The organism is Streptomyces sp. NBC_00354 (assembly GCF_036106915.1).
Lineage (GTDB): Bacteria > Actinomycetota > Actinomycetes > Streptomycetales > Streptomycetaceae > Streptomyces.
Map to the genome: position 1 here is coordinate 7,552,148 of NZ_CP107983.1, position 21,762 is coordinate 7,573,909.

The 21,762-nt window shown below is 73.0% G+C and carries 16 protein-coding genes and 2 pseudogenes; 10 read left to right on the top strand and 8 right to left on the bottom strand.

Features of this window, described 5'->3' with window-relative positions; translation table 11 throughout:
• Positions 1-6: 6 nt before the first annotated feature.
• Both OHT74_RS34625 and OHT74_RS34630 read right to left on the bottom strand, forming a co-directional pair.
• A complete protein-coding gene (locus OHT74_RS34625) occupies positions 7-378 on the bottom strand; it encodes a hypothetical protein (RefSeq protein WP_266670147.1) in 372 nt (123 codons plus the stop codon).
• A gap of 315 nt (positions 379-693) precedes the next feature.
• Entirely contained in the window at positions 694-1,614 is a 921-nt protein-coding gene (locus OHT74_RS34630; RefSeq protein WP_053787579.1) for a MurR/RpiR family transcriptional regulator, read from the bottom strand.
• 231 nt (positions 1,615-1,845) lie between these two features.
• Here OHT74_RS34630 and OHT74_RS34635 point away from each other — a divergent pair, with 231 nt between their 5' ends.
• Positions 1,846-2,679, top strand: a complete 834-nt coding sequence (locus OHT74_RS34635) for a PP2C family protein-serine/threonine phosphatase (RefSeq protein WP_266670149.1) — start codon at positions 1,846-1,848, stop codon at positions 2,677-2,679.
• Between the two features lie 45 nt (positions 2,680-2,724).
• Positions 2,725-3,678, top strand: coding sequence for an MASE1 domain-containing protein (locus OHT74_RS34640; protein WP_328623456.1), 954 nt, complete (start codon positions 2,725-2,727; stop codon positions 3,676-3,678).
• Positions 3,679-3,729: 51 nt separating this feature from the next.
• On the opposite strand, the pseudogene OHT74_RS34645 reads toward OHT74_RS34640, so the two are convergent.
• Positions 3,730-5,598, bottom strand: a pseudogene (locus OHT74_RS34645) (alpha-N-acetylglucosaminidase).
• A 94-nt stretch (positions 5,599-5,692) separates the two neighbouring features.
• Positions 5,693-6,274 (bottom strand): annotated as a pseudogene (locus OHT74_RS34650) (alpha-N-acetylglucosaminidase N-terminal domain-containing protein); the annotation flags it as partial.
• 101 nt (positions 6,275-6,375) lie between these two features.
• Between OHT74_RS34650 and OHT74_RS34655 the strand changes: the two are divergent.
• Positions 6,376-9,042, top strand: a complete 2,667-nt coding sequence (locus tag OHT74_RS34655; RefSeq protein WP_328622385.1) for a DUF6493 family protein — start codon at positions 6,376-6,378, stop codon at positions 9,040-9,042.
• Positions 9,043-9,101: 59 nt separating this feature from the next.
• Here the strand turns inward: OHT74_RS34655 and OHT74_RS34660 are convergent, their stop codons facing one another.
• Together OHT74_RS34660 and OHT74_RS34665 are read right to left on the bottom strand one after the other, a co-directional pair.
• Positions 9,102-9,743, bottom strand: a complete 642-nt coding sequence (locus tag OHT74_RS34660) for a MerR family transcriptional regulator (RefSeq protein ID WP_328622386.1) — start codon at positions 9,741-9,743, stop codon at positions 9,102-9,104.
• Positions 9,744-9,952: 209 nt separating this feature from the next.
• On the bottom strand, positions 9,953-10,615 hold the full coding sequence (locus OHT74_RS34665) for an RDD family protein (RefSeq protein ID WP_328622387.1): 663 nt from the start codon (positions 10,613-10,615) through the stop codon (positions 9,953-9,955).
• Positions 10,616-10,922: 307 nt separating this feature from the next.
• On the opposite strand from OHT74_RS34665, the gene OHT74_RS34670 reads away from it, so the two are divergent.
• The gene (locus OHT74_RS34670; protein ID WP_328622388.1) at positions 10,923-12,569 is read left to right on the top strand and encodes a phospholipase D-like domain-containing protein; all 1,647 of its coding nucleotides are present in this window, start codon (positions 10,923-10,925) and stop codon (positions 12,567-12,569) included.
• Positions 12,570-12,770: 201 nt separating this feature from the next.
• Positions 12,771-13,607 (top strand): dimethylargininase, encoded by an 837-nt coding sequence (gene ddaH, locus OHT74_RS34675; RefSeq protein WP_328622389.1) that lies wholly within the window; start codon positions 12,771-12,773, stop codon positions 13,605-13,607.
• Positions 13,608-13,672: 65 nt separating this feature from the next.
• Here the strand turns inward: ddaH and OHT74_RS34680 are convergent, their stop codons facing one another.
• On the bottom strand, positions 13,673-14,173 hold the full coding sequence (locus OHT74_RS34680) for a hypothetical protein (protein ID WP_266670168.1): 501 nt from the start codon (positions 14,171-14,173) through the stop codon (positions 13,673-13,675).
• A gap of 314 nt (positions 14,174-14,487) precedes the next feature.
• Here OHT74_RS34680 and OHT74_RS34685 point away from each other — a divergent pair, with 314 nt between their 5' ends.
• From OHT74_RS34685 to OHT74_RS34700, 4 genes are all read left to right on the top strand, one after another.
• Positions 14,488-15,600, top strand: coding sequence for an alpha/beta hydrolase (locus OHT74_RS34685; RefSeq protein WP_266670170.1), 1,113 nt, complete (start codon positions 14,488-14,490; stop codon positions 15,598-15,600).
• 50 nt (positions 15,601-15,650) lie between these two features.
• A complete protein-coding gene (locus OHT74_RS34690; RefSeq protein ID WP_328622390.1) occupies positions 15,651-16,874 on the top strand; it encodes a cytochrome P450 family protein in 1,224 nt (407 codons plus the stop codon).
• Between the two features lie 68 nt (positions 16,875-16,942).
• Positions 16,943-17,191 (top strand): hypothetical protein, encoded by a 249-nt coding sequence (locus OHT74_RS34695; RefSeq protein ID WP_328622391.1) that lies wholly within the window; start codon positions 16,943-16,945, stop codon positions 17,189-17,191.
• A 139-nt stretch (positions 17,192-17,330) separates the two neighbouring features.
• Positions 17,331-18,023: an RraA family protein gene (locus OHT74_RS34700; protein ID WP_266670174.1), complete on the top strand. Its 693-nt coding sequence runs from the start codon at positions 17,331-17,333 to the stop codon at positions 18,021-18,023.
• A 28-nt stretch (positions 18,024-18,051) separates the two neighbouring features.
• On the opposite strand, the gene OHT74_RS34705 is transcribed toward OHT74_RS34700, so the two are convergent.
• On the bottom strand, positions 18,052-19,584 hold the full coding sequence (locus OHT74_RS34705) for an alpha/beta hydrolase (protein ID WP_328622392.1): 1,533 nt from the start codon (positions 19,582-19,584) through the stop codon (positions 18,052-18,054).
• 267 nt (positions 19,585-19,851) lie between these two features.
• On the opposite strand from OHT74_RS34705, the gene OHT74_RS34710 reads away from it, so the two are divergent.
• The gene (locus tag OHT74_RS34710) at positions 19,852-21,684 is read left to right on the top strand and encodes a hypothetical protein (RefSeq protein ID WP_328622393.1); all 1,833 of its coding nucleotides are present in this window, start codon (positions 19,852-19,854) and stop codon (positions 21,682-21,684) included.
• Positions 21,685-21,762: the final 78 nt, after the last annotated feature.

A 21,762-nucleotide genomic window follows, 5' to 3' on the forward strand; every position in this document is an offset into this window, starting at 1 on the left:
GGCGCGTCAGCTGGATGTGACGCGCAGCGCGTCGCCGACGAGGCGCACCGCGCGGGAGAGCCGGCCCAGCTGCTGGAGCTCGACGGCGTACATCCGGATCGAGTTCTCGATGACGGACTCGGCCACGCCCATCGAGGGCAGTTCGGCGCGGCTGGTCTCCAGGGCGACCCGGACCGCGCGCATCTCGTGCTGGAGCTGGAGCTGGGCGTGCCGGGTGAGGAGGACGGGGCTCCGGGTCAGCGTCGAGTAGCTGCCGTAGCGGGCCGGGAGCAGGTCCCGCAGCCAGCGCATGGCCGTGCGTTCCCAGTCGTGGGTACCGGGGGTCTTGACCTGGCAAGGCCAGTCCGGGCTGAGCGTGGTGGAGGCCGTCTGGCGCATTCTCGTCGCTTCCGAATGGTGTCGAACACTGATCGAGAGGTTGGTGGGCGGCCTCGGCCCAGGGGTTGACCGAGGCCGCCACAAGCGCTCTGGTGGATCCCAGTGCCGGGAACCGGCACCGAGGCGGAACGTGAGGAGGAGCGTCCCGCGCGGGTGCCCGTTCTGGGAGGGCGTGGGGTCGCTCTCCTTGGCGTCTGGTGGATCCGGCGCGCTGCTTAGTAAACATATATACCGTCGAGTAAACAAGAGAATGAAAAATTACATACGCGGAGACGGCATGAAAGTGGACTGCCTCGTACCGGTTGAAAATCGGCCTTAAAGGAAGAATCCGTGCTGGTCGGCGACCTGCTCGTACCCTTCGAGGCGCGCCTGCGTCCGCTCGGGATCCGCGTCCGCCATCGCCTGTAGCAGGGCCGCGGACAGCATCCCCGGCGCCGCGTACGAGTCGAACACCAGCCGCGCACCGGTCCCGGCGGTCAGCGCCACGTCCGCCTCGTCCACCAGCGGACCCAGCGTGGTGTCGGTGATCAGCGCGATCTTCAGCCCGGTGCTGCGGGCGGCCCGGAGCGCCGCCAGGGTCTCCTTGGCGTGCCGGGGCATGGCGAAGGCCAGCGCCCAGGTCCCGCCGGCCTCGCGGGACTGGAGCAGGGCGTCGTAGGCGACGCTGCCTCCACGTGTCACCAGCCGGACATCGGGGTGGATGCGCCGTGCCGCGTAGGCGAAGTACTCCGCGAGCGAGACCGAGATCCGCAGGCCCAGGACCGTCAGCGGCACCGAGCGGGCCAGCTCGCGGCCGATGTCGAGCACCTGGTCGGTGTCGGCGAGCAGCCGCCGTACGTTCTCCAGGTTCAGGATCTCGGCGTCCACGGCCGCCTGCAGCTCGTTGCGGCGGAACTGCTCGCGGGTCTCCGGAGAGCCCGCGACCGCGCTCAGCGCCATCGGCTGCAGGGCGTCGCGCAGGGCCGGGTAGCCGCTGAACCCGAGGGAGGTGGCGAAACGTGTCACCGACGGCTGGCTGACGCCCACCCGCTCCGCGAGCTCGGTGATCGACAGGAACGCGGCCTCGGTGAGGTGGTCGATCAGGTACTGGGCGATCCGCCGCTGCCCGGGGGACAGCCGATGGCCGTCGAACAGGGCCCGTACCCGGTCGCCGGGGGCGCGCTCATGGACCGGCGGCGCCTGCCCACTCGGCGTGATCGCAGCCGCCTGTGCGCGTGCCTGCTGCCCCGATGACACCGATGGGCCTCCCTCTCATGTCACTCGTCTTCAAACATAGCTCACGCCCTGTGGTCGGCCGACCTGCAGCGGCCGGGCCCCGCCCGGGTCGAGCGGCCCGCATCTCTCGCGACCCCCGGAGGCCGGAAATATGATGTGCTCGGGTTTTCGGCGCAGCGTGCACACCGCGCGCGGCGGGAACCGAGAGCCGAGAGCAGGGACGGGACGTATGGATGCACCCGGGAGCGGTCCATGACCCCGCGCCGTCCCCCGAAATCGGTGAGCGCCGACGACCTGCTGACCACGCTGGGCCGGCTCACCGCCAGGGTCCGCGCCGGGGCGGAGATGCAGCAGGCCCGGGTGGAGCTCGCCGAGGCGCTGCAGCGGGAGATGCTGCCGGCCGCGCTGCCCGCCCTGCCCGGGCTGCGCAGCGCGGCCCGCTACGTACCCGCCCGCCACGGCCTGGACATCGGCGGCGACTGGTACGACGGCTTCCCGCTGCCCGAAGGCGCCCTCGCCTTCTCCATCGGCGACGTACAGGGCCACGACGTCGAGGCCGCCGCCTTCATGGGGCAGGTCCGCGTCGGCCTGCGCGCGGTGTCGGCCGTCGTCGAGGACCCGGGGGAGGTGCTGAGCCGGGCCAACGACGTACTGCTGTCGCTGGACTGCGAACTCTTCGCGACCTGCACCCTGCTCCGCTTCGACCCCGAAACCTGGGAGCTCGAGAGCGCCCGGGCCGGCCACGTGCCCTCCGTCTGGGCCACGGTCGACGGCCGGTACGGCATCACCGACGACGAGGGCGGCCTGCCGCTGGGGGTGGAGCCCGGGGCGGGGTACGCGGTGACCCGGCGCCGGCTGGACCAGGCGGGCTCCATCGTGCTGCTCACCGACGGCGTCGTCGAAGGGCCGTCGTTCCCGATCGACGTCGGACTGGCCCGCGTGGCCCGGGTGGTCCGGGAGGCGGCGGGCGCCGATCCCGACGAGATCGCCGCCGAGATCATGAAGGTGGCCGACTCCACCGGCCACGCCGACGACGCGGCCGTGCTGGTCCTCAGCCATGACGCGGCAGGCCCCCGGCACTGGTAGTGCGTGTCACGCTCCGTCCGGAGGCGGCGGTTGTTGTCTGATGCTGTGGTGCGCACCGAGGAATGGCGACGTCCCGCAGGAACCCTTCTCGGGATCCTCGGCGTGGCCGCCGCCTACTACGCCACAGGACGGATCGGCCTCCTGCTGCGCGTGGTCGTCGAGGGCGCCGAGGTCACGCCCCTGTGGCTGCCCACGGGCATCGCGGTCGCCGCCCTGCTGTGGTTCGGACCGCGCATCTGGCCGGGGATCGCCCTCGGCACGTATCTCGCCATCGAACACCTCAGCAGCTTCCGGATCGAGGACCTGGGGATCGTCCTGGGCAACACCCTCGCGCCGTTGTGCGCGTACCTGCTGCTGCGCCGTGTGGGCTTCCACACCGAGATCGACCGGCTGCGGGACGGCCTGGCCCTGGTCTTCCTGGGCGGGCTCGTGCCGATGCTGATCAGCGCGTCCATCGGCACCGGGGTGCTGGTGGCCACCGGCGACCTGGCGCCGAGCGGGTTCTGGCCGGTGTGGTCGGCGTGGTGGGCCGGCGATGCGATGGGGGTTCTCGTGGCGACCCCGGTGCTGCTCGTCCTGCCCACGGTCCGGATGCCGCAGGACGCGTACCGCGTCGCCGAGGCGGTGGCGCTGGGCGTCGCCACCGGTCTCGGCGCCTACATGGCCTCCCGCAGCTCCCTGTCGCTGCTCTTCCTCGTCTTCCCGCTGCTGATCTGGGCGGCGGTGCGCTTCCAGCTGGCCGGCAGCGCACCTTGCGTCCTGATCATGTCCGTCGTGGTGATCTCGGCGGCGACCGATCAAGCCGGACCGTTCGCCGGCCACACCCTCTTCGAGATCATGGTCAACCTCCAGGCGCTCAACGGCTCGGCGGCCCTGACCGCGCTCCTGCTGTCCGCGATGGTCACCGAACAGAACAACATCCGCCTGAAGATCGAGCAGGTGTGCGAGGACCTGGCCGAGGTCGTCGACCGGCTCGCCCCCCGCGGGCCGGGGGACTAGGACTGGTCGAGGTGCGGCGCGGGCCCAGGGGAGTCCGGCGGACCGGAAGCCTCAGGTCCGTGCGTCCGCGGGCGGCAGCGCGTCCGCGACGGCGCGCGCGAGTGCGTACGGATCCCCGCTCGGCTCCGTCGGATGCGAGCTCGTACGGCGCGCCCAGGCCTCCTCGACGGCGTACCAGTCGATCGCCTCCGGCGCCTCGCCCGAGACCAGAGCCCGGTCCAGCGAGGCGAAGTACCGGGCCCAGCGCGGCGCGTAGAACTCCTCCAGCAGCCCCGCCCATTCGCGGTTCGCGTAGTCGTGCAGCGCGGACGGCGGCTCGCTGGCGGTGCGGGTGCCCCATGTGGTCAGCAGGGAGCGGACGTCGTACTCGTAGCGGTCGCGCTCCGCGTCGTTCACACCCCAGGAACGGGCGTCGGCCGTCCACCTGCCGAACAGGAAGTTCCGGTCGGATCCGGTGACGGCCGCCAGCAGCCGCTCGTCGCGCTGTCACTCCGCCACCAGCAAACGGAACCGGCCCAGCTCCCCGCCCTGGTACGCGGCCCTGATCTGCGGCAGCAGCACCCGCGCATGGTTGGCGAGGGCCTGGCGCGAGGTGTCCACCAGGTCGTAGCGGTAGGCGCTCGAACGGCGCAGCCCGGGCGCGACCTCGAGCAGCGCCCGGTAGGCGCTCGAACGGCGCAGCCCGGGCGCGACCTCGAGCAGCGCGTCCAGCGCGCTGCGCACCGACGCCGCCGGGTAGCGCATTCCCCCGGGCGCCCAGGTGCTCGCCTTGTTCGCCGTCAGGCTCGGGCGGGCGGTGAACAGGCCGTCCTGGGGCTGCGCGGTGTCCGTACCGGTGCTGTAGGGGCCGCTCCGCAGCGCCTCCCAGGCGGCCTCCGCGTACGCGTCCGCTCCGCCGTAACGGCTGCGCGCGTACGCGGCGAACCACGCCTGCTGGTCGATCGGCCCGGGCTCCCAGGCAAGATCGGTGAACAGCTCGAACGCCGCCGGATCGGTCCCGGCCGCCTCCGGCATGTACGCGATGCCGGTCAGCGCGCTGTCCGGCCTGGCCCGCCACGCGTCGAACCGCCGGATCCAGACGGAGGTGTTGGCGCCGACCGTCGTGTGCCCGCCGAAGTTGTGGATCGTGCCCAGCGCGTACGGGGTGTGCACCCAGGAGGTCTCGCGGTCCGGCTTCTCGTAGCGCTCGGACATGCCGTCCACGATCAGCATCCGGGAGGTGTCCACCCCGGAGAGGAGCTCCCTCGTCGGATCGTCCTGCCAGCCCAGCACGGCCCAGACCGCCCCCGGACGGGCCGTGCCGAGGGCCTTCTGCACGGCGCCCGCGGCCGCCTTCACATCGACCGACGCCGCCGTCCCGCCCTCGTGCAGCGGGCTCATGCGGTACATCGCGCTGTCGCCGAACCGGGCGCGCTGCGCCGCGTAGTAGTCGGCCGCGAGCGCGGCGAACACGGGCCCGGCGGGATCCAGCCAGTCGGGCCGGGTGAACCCGTCCCAGGTGCCCTGGGGCCGTACCCGGGCGCCGGGGTTGCGGTCGGCGAAGCCCGGCGGGACCGTGCCGAAGAAGCCGGGCAGGACCGGGGTCATGCCGAGGGCGCGCAGTTCGTCGGCGACCCGCCCGCCGAGCGCCGCCCGCTCCTCGATCAGCTGCTCGCCGACCGGACCCCCGAACCCGCTCAGGTTCTGCAGCAGCCACCAGCTCTGGTGCGCGGGGCCCGGGATCCATGCGCGCAGTTCCGCCGCCGTGTATCCGTACCGCTGGAGGGCCGCGTAGTACGGGTACTCCGCGCCGACCTGGACCAGCACCTCGTTGATGCCGTGAAGGGCGAGCAGGTCGATCTGCCGCCGGCGCTCCTCCCACGTGCGGTACGCGCCCGCGTATCCGTCGTCGGTGTCGTTGAGGGCGTACCGGTGGCGCACCAGGGCGCTGCGGGTGACCGGCTGCGGGGGGGCCGGGCAGGACGTCCGGCAGGGCGCCCAGGCTGTCGCCCGGCCAGCCGATGTCCACGTGGGCGACGTGCCGCAGGTACCAGCCGACCCCGGTCAGCACGGTCGCCGGCGTACTGCCCCGGACGACGACGGCCCCGGCCCGGCCGGACACCGTGAAGCTGTCCTGGCCGTCGGCGCTGCGGGGACCGGGCAGCAGGGTGAACTGGCCGGCGTGCCGGGGCAGCAGCCGCCGCAGCGCGGCCCGGGCGGCGGGGACGCCGGTGCGTACCGGACCGGAGGCCGGGGCGGATGCGGCGGGCGGGGCGGGTTCCGCCGACGGGGTGACGGGCAGCGCGGCGGCCCCGCCCGGCGCGGCCGCGAGGACCAGCAGCACGAGGAGGGCCGGGAGCCCGGGGCTGCGGGACGGCCGGGGCCGGTCGCATCGTGGCATCGGATGTCCTCCCGGGTCGGTGGCCCCGCAGGGCGGCAGCCCCATAACGCCACCGGGGGCCATGAGGTGACGGTCCGTCGCCCCCCGGGCGGACACCGCCGCCAGGACCGGGAATCGGCCAGCCGGGGGCCTGAGCCGGCACCTGCCGCGGGCGGGCCGGATTACCGTGGCCGCCGAGTCCCGTGCACGCACGCCCCCACGCACCGCCGTCCGCATGCACCGCCGTCCGCACGGTGCAGCCCAGCGCACGGTGCAGCGTGAGGCCGTCACCACCCCAGGACCTGTCACCGGAGGAGCCGATGAGCCCGATGAACCCGATGAGCCCGATACTCGAGGCGGTCCGCGAAGGCCGCACCGACCTGATCCCCCGCCTGCTCAAGCCGCTCACGCCGCCCGAGCGCCGGGAGCTGCTCGCCCGACTCGCCGATCTGCGCCGCGAGATACGCGGCTGGGACTGGAACCACTGGCAGGAGCGTGACCGCATCCGCTCCGGCCTGCTCGTCGCAGGCGCCGGCTGCCACACCGGCGCGGCCGCCGCGGCCTCCTGGATCGGCGCGCCCGATCTGCGCGACGGGCAGCAGTTACCGACCGGGCTGCTGCTCGACCTGCTCGCCGACCGCGACCCCGGCTGGCTCGGCGACCTCGCCCACCGCCTCGCCGACCGCCCCGCGACCGCCGAGGCGGACTATCCGCTGATCAGGGAGCTGGTCCGGCTCGCCGACTGCCCCGTCCCCACCACCGACGCGTTCGTGCACGGCTGGGTCCGGTCCATCTTCACGATGGACCGTGCCCGTTCCACGCACAGCCCGCTGTCGATCGTCCTGCGCCAGGATCCGTACGCACGCGAGCTGGTGCCCCAGCTCTTCGTGACGGCCGAATCCCCCGAGGCGCTCCACTGGTGCAGCGACCCGACGGCCCCGAACCACTGGCCGTCCGAGCTTGCCGCGCTCGCGCAGGAGGGGATCGTCGAACGCCGCGTCCTGGTCGACGGCTGCGTCGCCCGCCTGCTGCGCGGCGGCCGGCAGAACCAGCTGAAGTTCTTCCTCGCCATGCTGGAACGCCTCGAACTCACCCCGGCCGAGGAGCGGGAGCGCACGGCCGACTGGATCGCGATGGCCGCCGACGGGCCGTCGCCGCTCGCCGGACACGCCCAGCAGGTGCTCGCCCGGCTGTCCGAGGCGGGCGAGCTGCCGGCGCAGCAGCTCGTGCAGATGTCGTGTGCCGTGCTCCGCCGACCGGAGAAGAAGCTCGTACGCGCCCAACTGGTGCTCCTGGGCCAGGCTTTACGACGCGACCCGGCCGCCCGGCACGCAGTGCTGCCCACCGTCGCCGGCGCCTTCGGGCACGAGGACACCGCCCTGCAGGAGCGCGCCCTCGGACTGCTCGTCCGGCACCTGCGGCCCGGCGACCGGGAGCTGCGCCGGGAACTCGCCCTCCACGCCGATGCGTTGAGCCCCGTCCACCGGCGTGCCGCCGCCGAGCTGCTCGGGTCCGCGGGCGGCAGCTGCGCGGAGCCGGCGTACGTGGAGGTCCTGCCCCCGGCGCCGGTACGCCGCCGCCTCGCCGCCGAACCCCCGACGCTCGCCGGGACCGCCGACCTGGTGGCGGCCTCCGTCACGTGCGGGGAGCAGACCGCCGCCGCGTTCGAGTCCGCCCTCGACGGCCTCGTCCGGCACGCCCACCACGACCGTGCCGCTCTGGCCGAAGCCCTGCGCCCGGTCCTCGGCGGCCGCTGGTGGCATCCCGGGGGCGGCCGGCCGGTGGATCCGGAACGTCTGTCCGGGCTGGAGCCGATGGCGGCCGCGGTGCTCGGCCGGGTCCGCGCGTACGACCTGCGACCGGAGCGGGGCCCGCGCGGCGACGGCTGCCGGCCGGACTGCGTCCACGCCGCGCTGAGCGCCGTGACGGTCTCCCGGGTCGGTGAGGCTGCGTACCGCGTCCTCACCGACCCGCTGCCGTTCCTGCTCGCCACCCCCACCTGGGAGACCGGCTCGCTGGAGCCCGAGGAGCTCGTCGGACGGCTCGCCGCGTACCGGAGGCTCGGCGCGGAGCCCGCCCCGGCCGACTTCGCCCAGGCGCTGCTGCGCGTACGGCGCGACCCCGGGGCCGCGCCCGCGGCAGCCGCGCTCGGCACCCCCGAGGGCGAGCGGCTGGCGGCCTGGCTCACGGGTGCGGGTGAACCGCCCGCGGTGCTGCGCCGCGTGACGGTCCCGGCGGCGGTGCCGGACCCGCAGGCCGGCCGCCTCTGGTGGGACCGGCCCCCGGCGGCGGCCCGGCAGATCGTGCTCGAGCCCCGGGAACGGTGCGTCGTCCGGCAGGAGTTCCCGGCGGTGTTCCGCAGGCTGGACCTGGCGCTGGCCGAGCCGGCCCGCAGCTGCTGCCGCGCGTGCGAGGGCGGCCTCGTCCAGCAGGCCGTCCTGCCCGAGGACCGCGAGACGCAGGCGGCCTGGCTGCTGCCCGAGGTGACCGCGGGCGCCACGGCCCGGGAGCGCGGCGCGGGGGCACCGCTGCCGCGGCTGGCGGAGCTGGGCGGACCGGCGGGCCCCGCCCTGCACCTGGCGGTGGCGACCGGTCTCGGCGCGGGCCATGCCGAGGACCGCCGCGCGGCCGTCGATGCGCTGCTGCTCCTCGCGGCCCGCGGCGAGCTGGACGCCCCGAGGGTCGGGCGGGATCTGGCCGAACTGCTCGGTCTGGGCACGGTGAAGCCCAGCCGGCTGGCCGAGGCGGCGCGCGCGGCCGCCGCCACCGGCGCGTACGCCACGACCTGGGCGGTGCTCGCGGAGGCGCTGCCGCCGCTGCTGGCGGGGGGCGCCGCCGCGCGGGGCACGGGCGAGCTGCTGGCGGTGGCCGCGGACTGTGTGGAGCGCTGCGGTGCGCGCGGTCCCGCCCCGGCGGGGCTGGCCGAGGCCGCTGCGCGGAGCGGTTCCTCACAACTCGTCACGCAGGCGCGGCGGTTGAGGACGGCCCTGGCGGCGGCTTCGTAGCGGTCGGTCGGTCGGGCGGGACGGGCTCGGGGTCTGTGAGCCGTGAGCCCGCCCCCGGCTCACAGGCCGTACCGCCGGAACGACTCCTCCTCCTGGGCCAGCCGGTGCAGTGCCTTCATCACCGGCTGGAACAGCACGGTCGCCGCCACGGCGGTCTCGACCTTCTCGGCCTCGGAGGGATGGGTCTCCACGAAGTCCAGGTCGCGGATCGCCGCCTGGTGCATCAACTCGGCGTACGGAGCCATCAGTTCGGCATGCCAGGGATAGCCGAGCCGGATGAGCGAGGCCACCGCCACCACCAGCGACCGGTGGACGGGGGAGAGGGAGCCGAGCTCCCGGGCGGTCGTCCAGCCGAGTATGCCGAGCAGCCGGTCCACCTCCCGGTGCGCAGCCGCCACGGCCTCGTCCCCCTCGTCCGGTTCGGGCCCGTGCGGCAGCGCCCACAGGGCGGCGCCGAGGCGGATCGTCCGGCCCAGGGAGTCGTCGTCGATGTGGCGGAGCACCTCCCGGGCCGTCGCCACCGGGATCCTGCCGACCTGGAGCAGCGCGCGGATCAGCCGCAGCCGGCGCAGGTGGCCCTCGTCGTACTCGGCGGTCGTTGCGCTGACCCTCCGTCCGGGCGGCAACAGGCCTTCCCGCAGGTAGTACTTGACGGTCGAGGTGGAGACGCCGCTCCGCTCGCTCAGCTCTGCCAGCCTCATCTCTTGTTGCCCTCCTTGGCGAGTGCCGCGATCCCGTTCTTGGACAGCGTCGCTATCCAACCAGCCTTCTGGCGGAAGTGTGTTCGCCAAGCCGATACCGGGCCGGGCCGCACCGCCGCAGCCGCCGAGGGCTGCGCCGACGTCCAAACGCGCCCACCCGGCAGCGGACGAACTCCGCTGCCGGGTGGGAGAAAGGGAGAGGGGTGGCCTCAGCCCTTGGGGACCGTGATCACGACGGTGCTGCACACCTTGTCGGCGAAGGTCTGCTTCTTCTCGTCCCACAGCGGCCACAGCCAGCCCACGTAGCAGGCGAGGCTGTCGAGGGCGTGGGCCAGCTTGCGGACGAACGCCATGCCGAAGCCGAGGGTGTTGCCGTCGGCCTCGCGGCGCACGCTGATGCCGAGGACCTTCTTGCCGATCGTCTGACCGGTGGTGCCCTCCTTGTACAGCTGGAAGATGGCCATGCCGATCGCGTACAGCACGCCGATCGTGAAGAAGATGCCGGGCTCGGCCGTGGCCGGGTTGTCCGCGGTGGCGAGGTCGATGAACCCCAGCGCGTACATCGGACCCGCGATGATCAGCAGGTCGAGCAGGTACGCGCCGAAGCGCTGGCCCCAGTGGGCGAGCGGCGGCATACCGGAGCCGGGCATGCCGGGCATCCCGGGCGGCGGGTACGCGCCGTACGGCGGCGGGGCCTGCTGCGGGTAGCCGTACTGCTGCGGGGGGACGCCCTGCTGCGGGGGGACGCCCTGCGGAGGCTGCTGCGGGTATCCGTACTGCGGCGGCACGCCCTGGGGGGCCTGCTGCGGGTAACCGGGCTGACCCTGCGGGGGCTGCTGGCCGTACGGGTTGTTCGGGTCGCCGAAGCTCATGGCTGAAACTCTCCGGTGTCGGAAACGGGGACGTAGCGCAACGATCGGAGGAACATCACCATATGGGCGGTTCTGCCCCCCTGAGCGGCCGCGATCTAGCGCGCATCATCGTGGTCGTTCCATCGACCACTTGTCCAATCCGGCCAGTTCGGCCCGGCTGTGCGCCCTGCAGCGCCCGCCGCGCCGACGTGGCCGAATCCGATGAGCGGGAATTCCGGGCGCTTCCGACCCGGTGGTAACTTCCGCGAGTTGATCTGGCCGGTCGCCCCCACGCGGCGACGGTGATCCCTCCTGCAAGGAAGTCACATTGCACCGCCATTCCCTTCCCCGCCCGTCCGCTCCCGCCACGCGCGGGGCGGTGTCGGCGGTCCTGCTGGCCCTGTTCACCGCCGTTCCGGCCTCGACCGCCGCGGCGGCCGGCTCCGGACCCGCCGCCACCCCGGCGCCCCACCTCGATGCGGTGGAGCAGACGCTCCGCCAGGTTTCCCCCGGCCTCGAAGGCCAGGTGTGGGAACGCACCGGCGGCAACATCCTCGACGCCTCGACTCCCGGCGGCGCCGACTGGCTGCTGCAGACCCCGGGCTGCTGGGGCGACGACACCTGCACCGCACGGCCGGGAACCGAGCGGCTCCTCTCGAAGATGACGGAGAACATCTCCCAGGCGACGCAGACCATCGACATATCGACTCTCGCACCGTTACCCGACGGCGCGTTCCAGGACGCGATCGTCGCGGGCCTCAAGTCCTCGGCCGCGCGCGGGAACAAGCTCAAGGTGCGCGTCCTGGTCGGTGCCGCGCCGCTCTACCACCTGAACGTGGTGCCCTCGAAGTACCGTGACGAGCTCGTCGCCAGGCTCGGCGCGGACGCCCGCGACATCGACCTGAACGTCGCCTCGATGACCACCTCGAAGACGGCGTTCTCGTGGAACCACTCCAAGCTCCTCGTGGTCGACGGCCGGTCAGTGATCACCGGCGGCATCAACAGCTGGAAGGGCGACTACCTGGAGACCGCCCATCCGGTCGCCGACGTCGACCTCGCCCTGCGCGGGCCGGCCGCCGCGTCCGCCGGCCGCTACCTCGACGCGCTGTGGTCCTGGACCTGCCGGAACAAGGGCAACATCGCCAGTGTCTGGTTCGCCTCGTCCAACGGGGCCGGGTGCATGCCCACGCTGGCCGAGGATGCTCCTCCGGCCACGCCCCCGGCGAGCCCGGGCAACGTACCGGCCATCGCCGTCGGCGGACTCGGCGTCGGAATCCAGCGCAACGACCCGTCCTCGGCCTTCCGGCCCACCCTGCCGAGCGCCCCCGACACCAGGTGCACCGTCGGCCTGCACGACAACACCAACGCCGACCGCGACTACGACACGGTCAACCCGGAGGAGAGCGCCCTGCGGACGCTGATCTCCAGCGCGAACCGGCACATCGAGATCTCCCAGCAGGACGTCAACGCGACCTGCCCGCCGCTGCCCCGCTTCGACATCCGCGTCTACGACGCCCTCGCCGCACGGATGGCCGCCGGTGTGAAGGTCCGCATCGTCGTCAGTGACCCCGCCAACCGCGGAGCCGTGGGCAGCGGAGGCTACTCGCAGATCAAGTCGCTCTCGGAGGTCAGCGACACCCTCCAGGGCCGCCTCGCCCTGCTGACCGGCGACCAGCGCACGGCCAAGGCCGCGATGTGCTCGAACCTCCAGCTGGCCACGTTCCGCAGTGCGCAGAGCCCGACGTGGGCGGACGGCCACCCGTACGCGCAGCACCACAAGGTGGTCTCCGTGGACGACTCGGCCTTCTACATCGGCTCCAAGAACCTCTACCCGTCGTGGCTCCAGGACTTCGGCTACGTGGTGGAGAGCCCGGCGGCGGCCGGGCAGCTCGACGCCCAGCTCCTGACCCCGCAGTGGCAGTACTCCAGCGCGACCGCCACGGTCGACCACGAGCGCGGCATCTGCCCGGCCTGACCCACCTGACATGACCCGTTGCCCCCGGCAGCGGCTGCCGGGGGCGGCCGGGGCGGTTGCACGGCGCCGGCGGGTGGAGCTCGCTCACTGCGCGCCCGCCGGCCGTGCCGGCTTCACCCGCCGTTCGTCCGGGGCGCGCACGCTCGGCCTGGAAGACCCCCTCATATCGGCCACCACCGTGGCCCCCGCCCGGGAGCGACCATGAACTCTGCCCCGATGCCCTCCGCCCGGCCGCGCGAGCAGCGCCCGCGCCGGTACCTGATGTGCCGCCCCTCCCACTTCGAGGTGGTCTACGCGATCAACCCCTGGATGGACCCGGAGAAGCCGGTCGACACCGAACTCGCCGTCCTCCAGTGGGAGCGGCTGCGCGAGCTGTACCGCGAGCTCGGGCACACCGTCGAGCTGATCGACCCGGTGCCGGGCCTGCCCGACATGGTGTACGCCGCCAACGGGGCCACCGTCGTCGACGGCCGCGTCCTCGGCGCCCGCTTCCGCAACGCCGAGCGCATTCCCGAGGGGCCGGCGTACCTGGACTGGTTCCGCGAGAACGGCTTCACCGAGCTGCACGACCCGGAGTACGTCAACGAGGGCGAGGGCGACTTCCTGGTCACCGCCGGCTTCGTCCTGGCCGGCTACGGCTTCCGCAGCGACGAGCGCAGCCACCAGGAGGCGGAGGCCTTCTTCGGCCGGCCCGTCATCAGCCTGGAGCTGGTCGACCCGCGCTACTACCACCTCGACACGGCGCTCGCCGTACTCGACGGTGACGAGATCATGTACCACCCGGAGGCCTTCGCCCCCGGTAGCCGCGCCCTCCTGGAGACGCTCTTCCCCGACGCGCTGCTCGTATCCGCCGAGGATGCCGCGGTATTCGGGCTGAACGCCGTCAGCGACGGCCTGAACGTGGTGCTCCCCGAGGCGGCCGAGGGGCTGGCCGGCCGGCTGCGCGAGCGCGGCTTCCGCCCCATCGGCATGGACCTGTCCGAACTCCTCAAGGGCGGCGGCAGCGTCAAGTGCTGCACCCTCGAGATCCGGCCCTGACCCGCGCCGAAACCGGTGTGCCGCAGCCCCGGCGGGGCTGCGGCACAGCTGCGGCGGGTGCGGGATCAGTGGAAGAGCATCGAGGCGTCCCCGGCCGCCGTCGTGACCGAGCCGGGGCAGAGGAAGCTGCCCGAGGTCTTGGTCGCGGTGAAGGCCTGGTTGACGTACTTGCGGGTGACTCCGTCGCGGTTCCACGTGATGTTCGTGGCCTTGTAACGGCAGGATATGAAGCTCTGCTTGCCCGTGATGTCGATGGCGTCGGCCTTGGCGACGCCGGCGGCGTCGTCGAAGGTGAACGCCGGGTTGTTGTTGAGGCCGGCCGTGATGCTCCCGCTGCAGCCGAGGTTGCCGCCCGGTGTGTTGATGGTGGTGCGGTCGACGCTCAGTGCGCTCGGGGGGTTGGCGCTGGTGTGCGCGTTGGTCCACGTACAGGTGTTGCCGGCGACGACGATGACGCCGTCGACCCGCTGGTCGGCCGTGGGGCCGAGGGCCGTCGCCGACGTCGCTCCGCCGACGATCACTGCTGCTGCCAGGGCGGTCACGCCCGGCCAGGTCGAGATCTTCATCCTGTCGCTCCTCTTCGCCACGTCCTCGTGGGGTGTGAAGCGGGGCCTTGGGGGGCCTCGCCGGCGTGCACCCGGCCGTCGGGGGCGGTTTCCGTCATGGCCGGGGGAGAGAGCTTTCGAGACACGCCGGGGAAGGTCCCACAGGGACCTTGAAATGTCAGGCCCATGTCAACAGATTGGCTGGATGGCTCCGGTCCCGAAAACGGTGTGGAACGGATCGGCTCCCGTTGCTCTCTAGCCCTGTGCGCACGCACCGGCGGCGCCGCCGGACCAGCCGGTCCGTGCCGACACCACGCAGAGAGTTCCCCTGATTCGTGAGTCTGACAAGCAGCACGCTCCTGATCGTCGTCGTACTCGCCACGGTGCTGGCCTTCGCGTCCGCCGTGTGGCTGTGGCCACGCCTCGGCAGCCGGGGCCGGCGGCCGGTGTTCGGCCGGGTCGGTGTGGTGCTGACGCTGCAGGTGCTGCTGCTCGCCTCGATCGGCCTCACGGCCAACCGGACCTTCCTGCTCTACGGTTCCTGGGCGGACCTGGCCGGTGTGGAACGGCCGATGCCCACCATGGGCGAGGGCGCGCCGGCCGGCTCTGGGGTGCGGCTCCTCGGCCGGCAGCCGACGGACGTGCCCGGCGGCGGCACACCGCACGTGGGCGGCGGGATCGAGAAGGTCACGGTGCAGGGCGAGCGGTCCAAGGCCGCCGTCCAGGCCTACGTGTACCTGCCGCCGGAGTACTTCCAGAAGGGGAACGAGCACAGGAAGTTCCCGGCCACGGTCGTGCTCACCGGATTCCCGGGGATGGCGCAGAACCTGCTCAAGGGGCTGGATTACCCGAAGACGGCGTGGAAGCTCGCCAAGCAGAAGAAGATGCCGCCGATGATCATGGTCATGATGCAGCCCTCGGTGGTGCCGACCCGCAACACGCAGTGCATCGACGTGCCGGGCGGCCCGCTCAGCGAGACCTTCTTCGGTACGGACCTGCCCAAGGCGATATCCGGCGCCTACCGCGTCGGCACCTCGCCCTCGAACTGGGCCGTCATGGGGGATTCCACGGGGGGTTACTGCGCGCTGAAGCTCGCGTTGGAGCACCCGGAGACCTATGCGGCCGGGGTGGGGCTCTCGGCGGACTACAAGCCGGAGATCGACGAGGACTCCGGCGATCTGTTCCACGGGAACACCGCCGAGGAGAAACGATCCGACCTGCTGTGGAGCCTGGACAACCTGCCGCAGGGCAAGTCCTCCTTCCTGGTGTCGACCTCTCAGCAGGGCGAGGGGAACTACAAGCCGACGCAGAAGTTCATAGAGAAGGTGAAGGAGCCGGCACGCGTTTCGTCGATCACCCTCGACCACGGCGGGCACGGCTTCAACACGTGGAGGCGGGAGATCCCGCCCGCGATGGAGTGGCTCGGCGGCCGCATCGGCGCCGAGTGACCTCCGGCGCGTACCGGCCATCCTGATCGGACGAGGAAACAAGACGAGGCATGACCCAGAACGCAGCAACCACCACCACGCCACCCCTCCCGTGCCCGTTCGACGAGTCGTTCGCACGCGACCCCCACGCCGTCTACGCGCGCCTGCGCGCCACCGGTCCGGTGCACCGCGTCGCGCTGCCCGACGGCTCCCCGGTCTGGCTGGTCACCCACGCGTCGGACGTACGGGCCGGGCTCGCCGACCCCCGCCTCTCCGTCAACAAGCGCCATTCGACGACCGGGTTCAGCGGCTTCTGCCTCCCGCCGGCCCTCGACGGCAACCTCCTCAACATCGACCCGGAGGACCACCTGCGGCTGCGCCGCCTCGTGTCGAAGGGTTTCACCGCCCGGCACGTCGAGCTGCTGCGCGCCGGCATCCAGGACTCCGTCGACGAGCTGACCGCCCGGCTCGCCGACCGGATCACCTGCTCCGGCGAGGCGGACCTGGTCGCCGAGTTCGCCAGACCGCTGCCGCTGCGGACCATCGGCGAACTGCTGCACGTCCCCGCCCCCGACCAGGACCGGTTCTCCGGCTGGGTCGCCACCATGCTCGCCCCGCGCTCGAAGGAGGAGCTCGTGGCGGCCATCGGCCACGTCCACCGGTTCCTCGTCGACCTGGTGGCGCAGCGGCGCGCCCGCCCCGGCGACGACATGCTGTCGAGCCTGATCGCGGCGCGCGACGAGGAGGACCGGCTCACCGAGGACGAGCTGGTCTCGCTCGCCTTCCTGATCCTGATGGCCGGCAGCGAGACCGTCCAGCACGTCGTCTCCGGCGGGGTCCTCACCCTGCTCACCCACCCGGACCAGCTCGCCGCCCTGCGCGCCGACCCGGCCCGGCTCCCCGAAGCCGTCGAGGAGCTGCTGCGGTACGCAGGCCCCAACCAGACGGCGATCCGCCGCTTCCCGACCGAGCCGGTGGAGATCGGCGGCGTCCGCATCCCGGCCGGCGACACGGTCCTGTTCTGCCTGGCCTCGGCGCACCGTGACCCGGCCCGCTACCCGGATCCCGACCGCTTCGACATCGACCGGGAGGACAAGGCCCACCTCGCACTCGGCCACGGGCTGCACTACTGCCTCGGCGCGCCGCTGGCCCGCCTGCAGATCACGCTCGCGCTGGGCGCGCTCCTCGACCGGCTGCCCGGGCTCCGCCCGGCCCGCCCCGTGGAGGAGCTCCCCTGGGCGAGCACGTTCCGCTTCCACGCCCTGCGCGCCTTCCCCATCACCGCGGATCTCTAAGGGCTGGACGGCGGACGGGACCGCGTCGCCCGGATGCGGCCCCGCCCGTCCCGGCGGAGGCTGGGCCCATGCACCATGCGCCGATCCTCGTCCACCCGATCGCCCCGGCCGGCGGCCGCCGGGTCTCCCTGCGCGCCGAAGGGCAGGACACGGTCCTCGGCACGGCCTACGACGACGCCGACGTGATCGAGTTCCTGCGCCGGGCCGGCGTACCCGATCCCGACGAGGCGGTCCTCGGCGGCTCGGCGCTCGTGGAATGGCAGGGCGACGAGCCGCGCACCTACGAGGCGGAGCCCTCGGACACCGACATCCCGTGACACCGACATCCCGTGACACCGACATCCCGCGACGCCGCACCCCGAACACCGCGCCCCGGGCGGCCGGGAAGGCACCATGGGGGGTGGCGGCCGACCCGGGCCGCCCGTCCGGCAGATCCGGGAGAGAAGGGGAGACGGCATGCTGAAGGCCTTCACCGACCTGTCCACGCCGCTCGTGGCCGATGCCTGCGTCCGCATCGGCGTGCCGCTGCGCGTCGCACCGCCCGGCATCCGCGCCGTGCTGCCGGAGCACCGGCTCGCGGGGCGCGCGCTCCCGGCCCGCCACTACGGCAGCGTCGACGTGTTCCTGGAGGCGTACGGATCCGCCGAGCCGGGCGACGTCCTGGTCATCGACAACGGCGGCCGGTCGGACGAGGCCTGCGTGGGCGACCTCGCCGTACTCGAGGCCGAGACCGCGGGCGTGGCGGGCCTCGTGGTGTGGGGGCTGCACCGCGACACGCCCGAGCTGGCCGAGATCGGCCTGCCCGTGTTCAGCTACGGAAGCCACCCGCCCGGGCCGGTACGGCTGGACGAACGCGAGCCCGAGGCGCTGGTCACCGCCCGGTTCGGGCCGAATCTGGTGGGCGGCTGGGACTTCGTCTTCGGCGACGCCGACGGTGTGCTGTTCGTCGCCGCCGACCGGGTGGAGGAGGTGCTGGACACCGCGCTCCGGATCCGGGAGACCGAGCGCGAACAGGCCCGCCGGATCCGCTCGGGCGACACCCTGCGCAGCCAGACGGCGTTCGCCGATTACCTGGTCCTGCGCGAGGCGGACCCCTCGTACACCTTCCGCCGGCACCTGCGCCGGACCGGTGGCGCCATCGAGGAGTGACGGCGCCGCCGTACCCCGGCTGCGCGGATCACCCGCGAGCCGCCGGGCACGTGGTGTCGCCGGCCGGCAGGGTGCCGTCCAGCAGATAGCCCTCGACGTGGGCGTCGACGCACGCGTTGCGGTTCTGGAACTGCCCGTGGTCGCCGCCCTCGACGGTGACCAGGCGCGATCCCGCCAGCCCCCGGTGGGCGCGTACGGCGGCCTCGTAGTAGGTCGCCGGGTCGTTCTTCGAGTTGAGCATCAGCACCGGCGGCAGCCCCTCGCCGGTGACCTTGATGCGCGGCGCCTTGGAACGCGGCCAGTTCGCGCAGACGCCCGCGAACGTCAACTCCCGTGCCCCGGCCAGGGGATGGGTTCGCGTGGCTTCGGCACTCTCCTTCACCCAGTACCGGCTGTCGCGGTTCCACGGGGTGTCGCCGCAGGTGACCGCGAAGTAGTCGGCGACGAAGTCGGCGCTCATGAGGTGCTTCAGCCGCCCGGCGACGGCCTTCCTCGTCTCCGCCGGTGCCTGCTCCGGATGTTCCAGGAAGCCGAGGAGCGAGGCGAGGTCCGCGAACTGGTCGGTGTTGTACAGGGCGCTCGTGGTCGCCGCGTCCAGGTGGTTGGGCGTGATGACGGTCCCCTCGACGGCCGGCGGCCGGTCGTGCAGCGCGGCCCGCAGCCGCTCGTACGAGGCCTGCGCCTCCTCGGGGGTGCGCCCCTGGTCGTACGTGGCGTCGTTCTTCGCGAGCCACGGCAGGAAGTCCTGCTCGAACCGGCGCTGGAAACTCATCGGCTGCCCCGTCAGGAAGGACTGCCAGTCCCCGGTGAAGTCGATGTTGCTGTCGAGGACGACCCGTTCCACGCGGCGGGGGAACTCGGTCGCGTAGTACGCCCCGAGGAAGCTGGCGTACGAGGGCCCGTAGTACGAGATCTTCTGCGCCCCGAGCAGCTCCCGGTACAGGTCCATGTCGTGCACGGCCTGATCGGTGGTGATGTACGGCAGCAGCCCGCCCGAGTTGCGCTTGCAGTCCTGCACGAAGTCCCGGGCGCGGTCGAGGGTCTGCCGGACGGCGGCCGCCGACCGGTCGCGCAGATCGCCGCTGCCGAACATGGCGTCGACCTTGTCCTGGTCCGCGCAGACCACCTTCGTACTCGCGCCCACACCGCGCTGGTCGAAGCTGACGATGTCGTACGCTTCCGCCAGCTTCGGGCTGTACGAGGCGAGCCGGGCCGGCCGGGGGAGCCCCGAGGCCCCGGGGCCGCCGGCCGCCATCATGAGCACGCCCCGGCGCTTCGCCGGATCGGCTGCCCGGTGCCGGGAGACCGCGATCGTCAGGCTCGGCCCGGAGTCCGGGTGGTACCAGTCCCTCGGCACGGACATCGAGGCACACTCCAGTGATCCGCCGGGACAGGGCTGCCAGTTGAGCTGCTGGTGCAGATACCGGTCGGGTGTCCGCGGGCTCCCGCCGCCCGCGCCGGTGGGCGCGGCGCTCGCGTGGCCGACGGGCAGGACGGCTGCGGCGAGCATCCCGCAGGCGGCGGCCGCGAGCCATCGGGCAGGCTTCTTGAACACGTGCATGTCTGAACTCCCCCTGGGGTCCGTCAGGTCCCCTTGATCGTCCCGCGCCGGCCCCCCGCCTCTCGATACCACTGCCATCCGCATCGGGGGTGGCAGTGGTGCCACCCCCTCCCGGGCTGGGGGTGGGTTCGCCGCCACCGCGCGGGGAGTCCGTAGCAGAACCGATACTTCACGCCCCTGTGACGTGTGTCGCACGCAGCGCTACATTGCCCAGGCCCCGCAGCTGCGGGGCGGTTCGGGCCGTACGGCGGGGGAGGGGCATCGACGATGGGCTCTGGAGTTCTCGCGAAGCTGGGCAGTGCGATCACCGCCAAGACGGCCGCGGTGGCGGCCGCCGGCGCCCTGGTGGTGTCCGGTGCCGTCGGAGTCGGCGTATGGGCGGTCAGCGGTGGCCCGCAGCTGGCGGTCGTTCAGCGCAGTGTCTCGGTGTCGGTCGCGGCGCGCGGCGAGCAGGCCGCGGTCGCCCCGTGCCAGGCGCACGAGAAGGCGCTCGGCGGCGGGTACGCGATCACCGGCACCGGCTTCGCCACGAGCAGTCTCTTCGTGGGCGACGCGTGGCTGGCGGCCGCGTACAACCCGGACGACACGCCCGCCACGCTCACCTCGTACGCCCTGTGCATCAACGCGAAACCGGATTTCCTGGGCGGCGTCGACTGGACCGAGCAGGCGCACGCGTTCCACGACCGGGGCAACAAGGTGACCGCCACCGGCGGTGCGATCATCCACGACCTCACGACCGACGGGCCGTTCGCGGACGCGGCCGAGCAGGCCACCGCCTGGCCCTCGTGTTCCGGCGACTTCACCCCGGTGGGCATCGAGTTCCGGGCGGGCCGCACCGTGTCGGGCCGCGCCGTCGCGCCGGTCCCGCTCGACAGCCTGACCACGAAGTCGTCGGGGGCCGGCGTCACCAAGCCCGTGCCCCGGGTCGCGCTCAACCCGGGCACCCGGCTGAGCACCGGCGTGTTCCCGCTCCGTTCGTCCGAGAACATCGTGCGCCAGACCCGGATCGAGGACCCGCAGCCACCGGAGTCGAACTACGCAGTCGCCGTCCGTCCGATCTGTGTCCGGCTGAAGAGCGTGTCCGTGGCCACCGTGAAGGTGGCGGTGGCCGCCGGCGGCAGCGCGGACACGGCCGTGTCCTGTCCGAAGGGGAAGCTGGTGGTCGGCGGCGGCTTCCAGTTCCCTGCCGACAACGAGAAGGGCGCTGCGGAGGCTCCGACACGCTTCTTCGGCGACGGCTGGCTGTACGCGCCGACCGACGCGCCGGCGGCCGGTGAGCCCTCGGGCCACAAGGTGAAGGCATGGCACGTCACCGGCAGGAACCAGCAGAAGGCCGGTCTCGACTACTACAACTCGGTCTGGATCGAGCACAGCGACCGCGAGACGCTCACCGGCAACGGCTACTTCGACACGCACGGCCGGGGCCCGGACGACCAGGCACTGCGCGTGTCGCCGGTGCCGGACAGTCAGGAGCTGGTCGCCGGCGCGGTCTGCGCCACGGTCGACGCCAAGCCCACCGAGCCCGCCAAGGCCCCCTCGCCGCCCGCCGTCACCAGGCCGGAACTGCCGCCCGCACTCGACCCGCTGCCGGGTGCGACGGGCGGCACGGGCTCCGCGTCGCCCTCGGCCTCCGCCCCGACCCCCGGCGCCTCGCCCACGACGAGCCCCACCGCCTCGCCCGGTACGTCTCCCACGCCCGGCAGCCCCAACAGCCCGGGGACCCCGACCACGGGCGGCCCGAGCCGGCCGGCCACCCCGTCGCAGAGCAGTTCGCCGACCCGCCAGCAGCCGCAGGCCCCGGCGGTGGGCATCCAGCAGCCCGGCGCCGGCGGACAACTGCGGCGCGGCTGCGAGGAGTCGTTCGCCGGGACGGCCCGGACCCGCCCGGGCGACCAGCCCGTCACCGACCCGCAGTACACGAGCTGGCGGATCAACGGGCCGAACGGGCCCGTGACCCTGGGCGCGGGAGCGTCGGGCCGCTTCCTCGTCCCGCTGCTGCCCGACGGAACGTACAAGCTGGTGTTCAGCGCCACCGATCCGGCGGCCGGACTCACCGGCAGCGCGGAGATCTCCGTCAGGATCGTCGGCTGCCTGCGCTGAACACAGAAGACTGAACGGGGAACACCCTTCGGGGGAAAGGCGCCACGAGGGTGGCCGGGGTTCCGGACGGAGAGGATC

Excerpts from the sequence above, each read along its gene's own strand:
- OHT74_RS34625 (WP_266670147.1), bottom strand. The coding sequence starts at position 378 with ATGCGCCAGACGGCCTCCACCACGCTCAGCCCGGACTGGCCTTGCCAG.
- OHT74_RS34635 (WP_266670149.1), top strand. The coding sequence starts at position 1,846 with ATGACCCCGCGCCGTCCCCCGAAATCGGTGAGCGCCGACGACCTGCTG.
- OHT74_RS34655 (WP_328622385.1), top strand. The coding sequence starts at position 6,376 with ATGAGCCCGATACTCGAGGCGGTCCGCGAAGGCCGCACCGACCTGATC.
- OHT74_RS34660 (WP_328622386.1), bottom strand. The coding sequence starts at position 9,743 with ATGAGGCTGGCAGAGCTGAGCGAGCGGAGCGGCGTCTCCACCTCGACC.
- OHT74_RS34665 (WP_328622387.1), bottom strand. The coding sequence starts at position 10,615 with ATGAGCTTCGGCGACCCGAACAACCCGTACGGCCAGCAGCCCCCGCAG.
- ddaH (WP_328622389.1), top strand. The coding sequence starts at position 12,771 with ATGAACTCTGCCCCGATGCCCTCCGCCCGGCCGCGCGAGCAGCGCCCG.
- OHT74_RS34680 (WP_266670168.1), bottom strand. The coding sequence starts at position 14,173 with ATGAAGATCTCGACCTGGCCGGGCGTGACCGCCCTGGCAGCAGCAGTG.
- OHT74_RS34690 (WP_328622390.1), top strand. The coding sequence starts at position 15,651 with ATGACCCAGAACGCAGCAACCACCACCACGCCACCCCTCCCGTGCCCG.
- OHT74_RS34695 (WP_328622391.1), top strand. The coding sequence starts at position 16,943 with ATGCACCATGCGCCGATCCTCGTCCACCCGATCGCCCCGGCCGGCGGC.
- OHT74_RS34700 (WP_266670174.1), top strand. The coding sequence starts at position 17,331 with ATGCTGAAGGCCTTCACCGACCTGTCCACGCCGCTCGTGGCCGATGCC.
- OHT74_RS34705 (WP_328622392.1), bottom strand. The coding sequence starts at position 19,584 with ATGCACGTGTTCAAGAAGCCTGCCCGATGGCTCGCGGCCGCCGCCTGC.
- OHT74_RS34710 (WP_328622393.1), top strand. The coding sequence starts at position 19,852 with ATGGGCTCTGGAGTTCTCGCGAAGCTGGGCAGTGCGATCACCGCCAAG.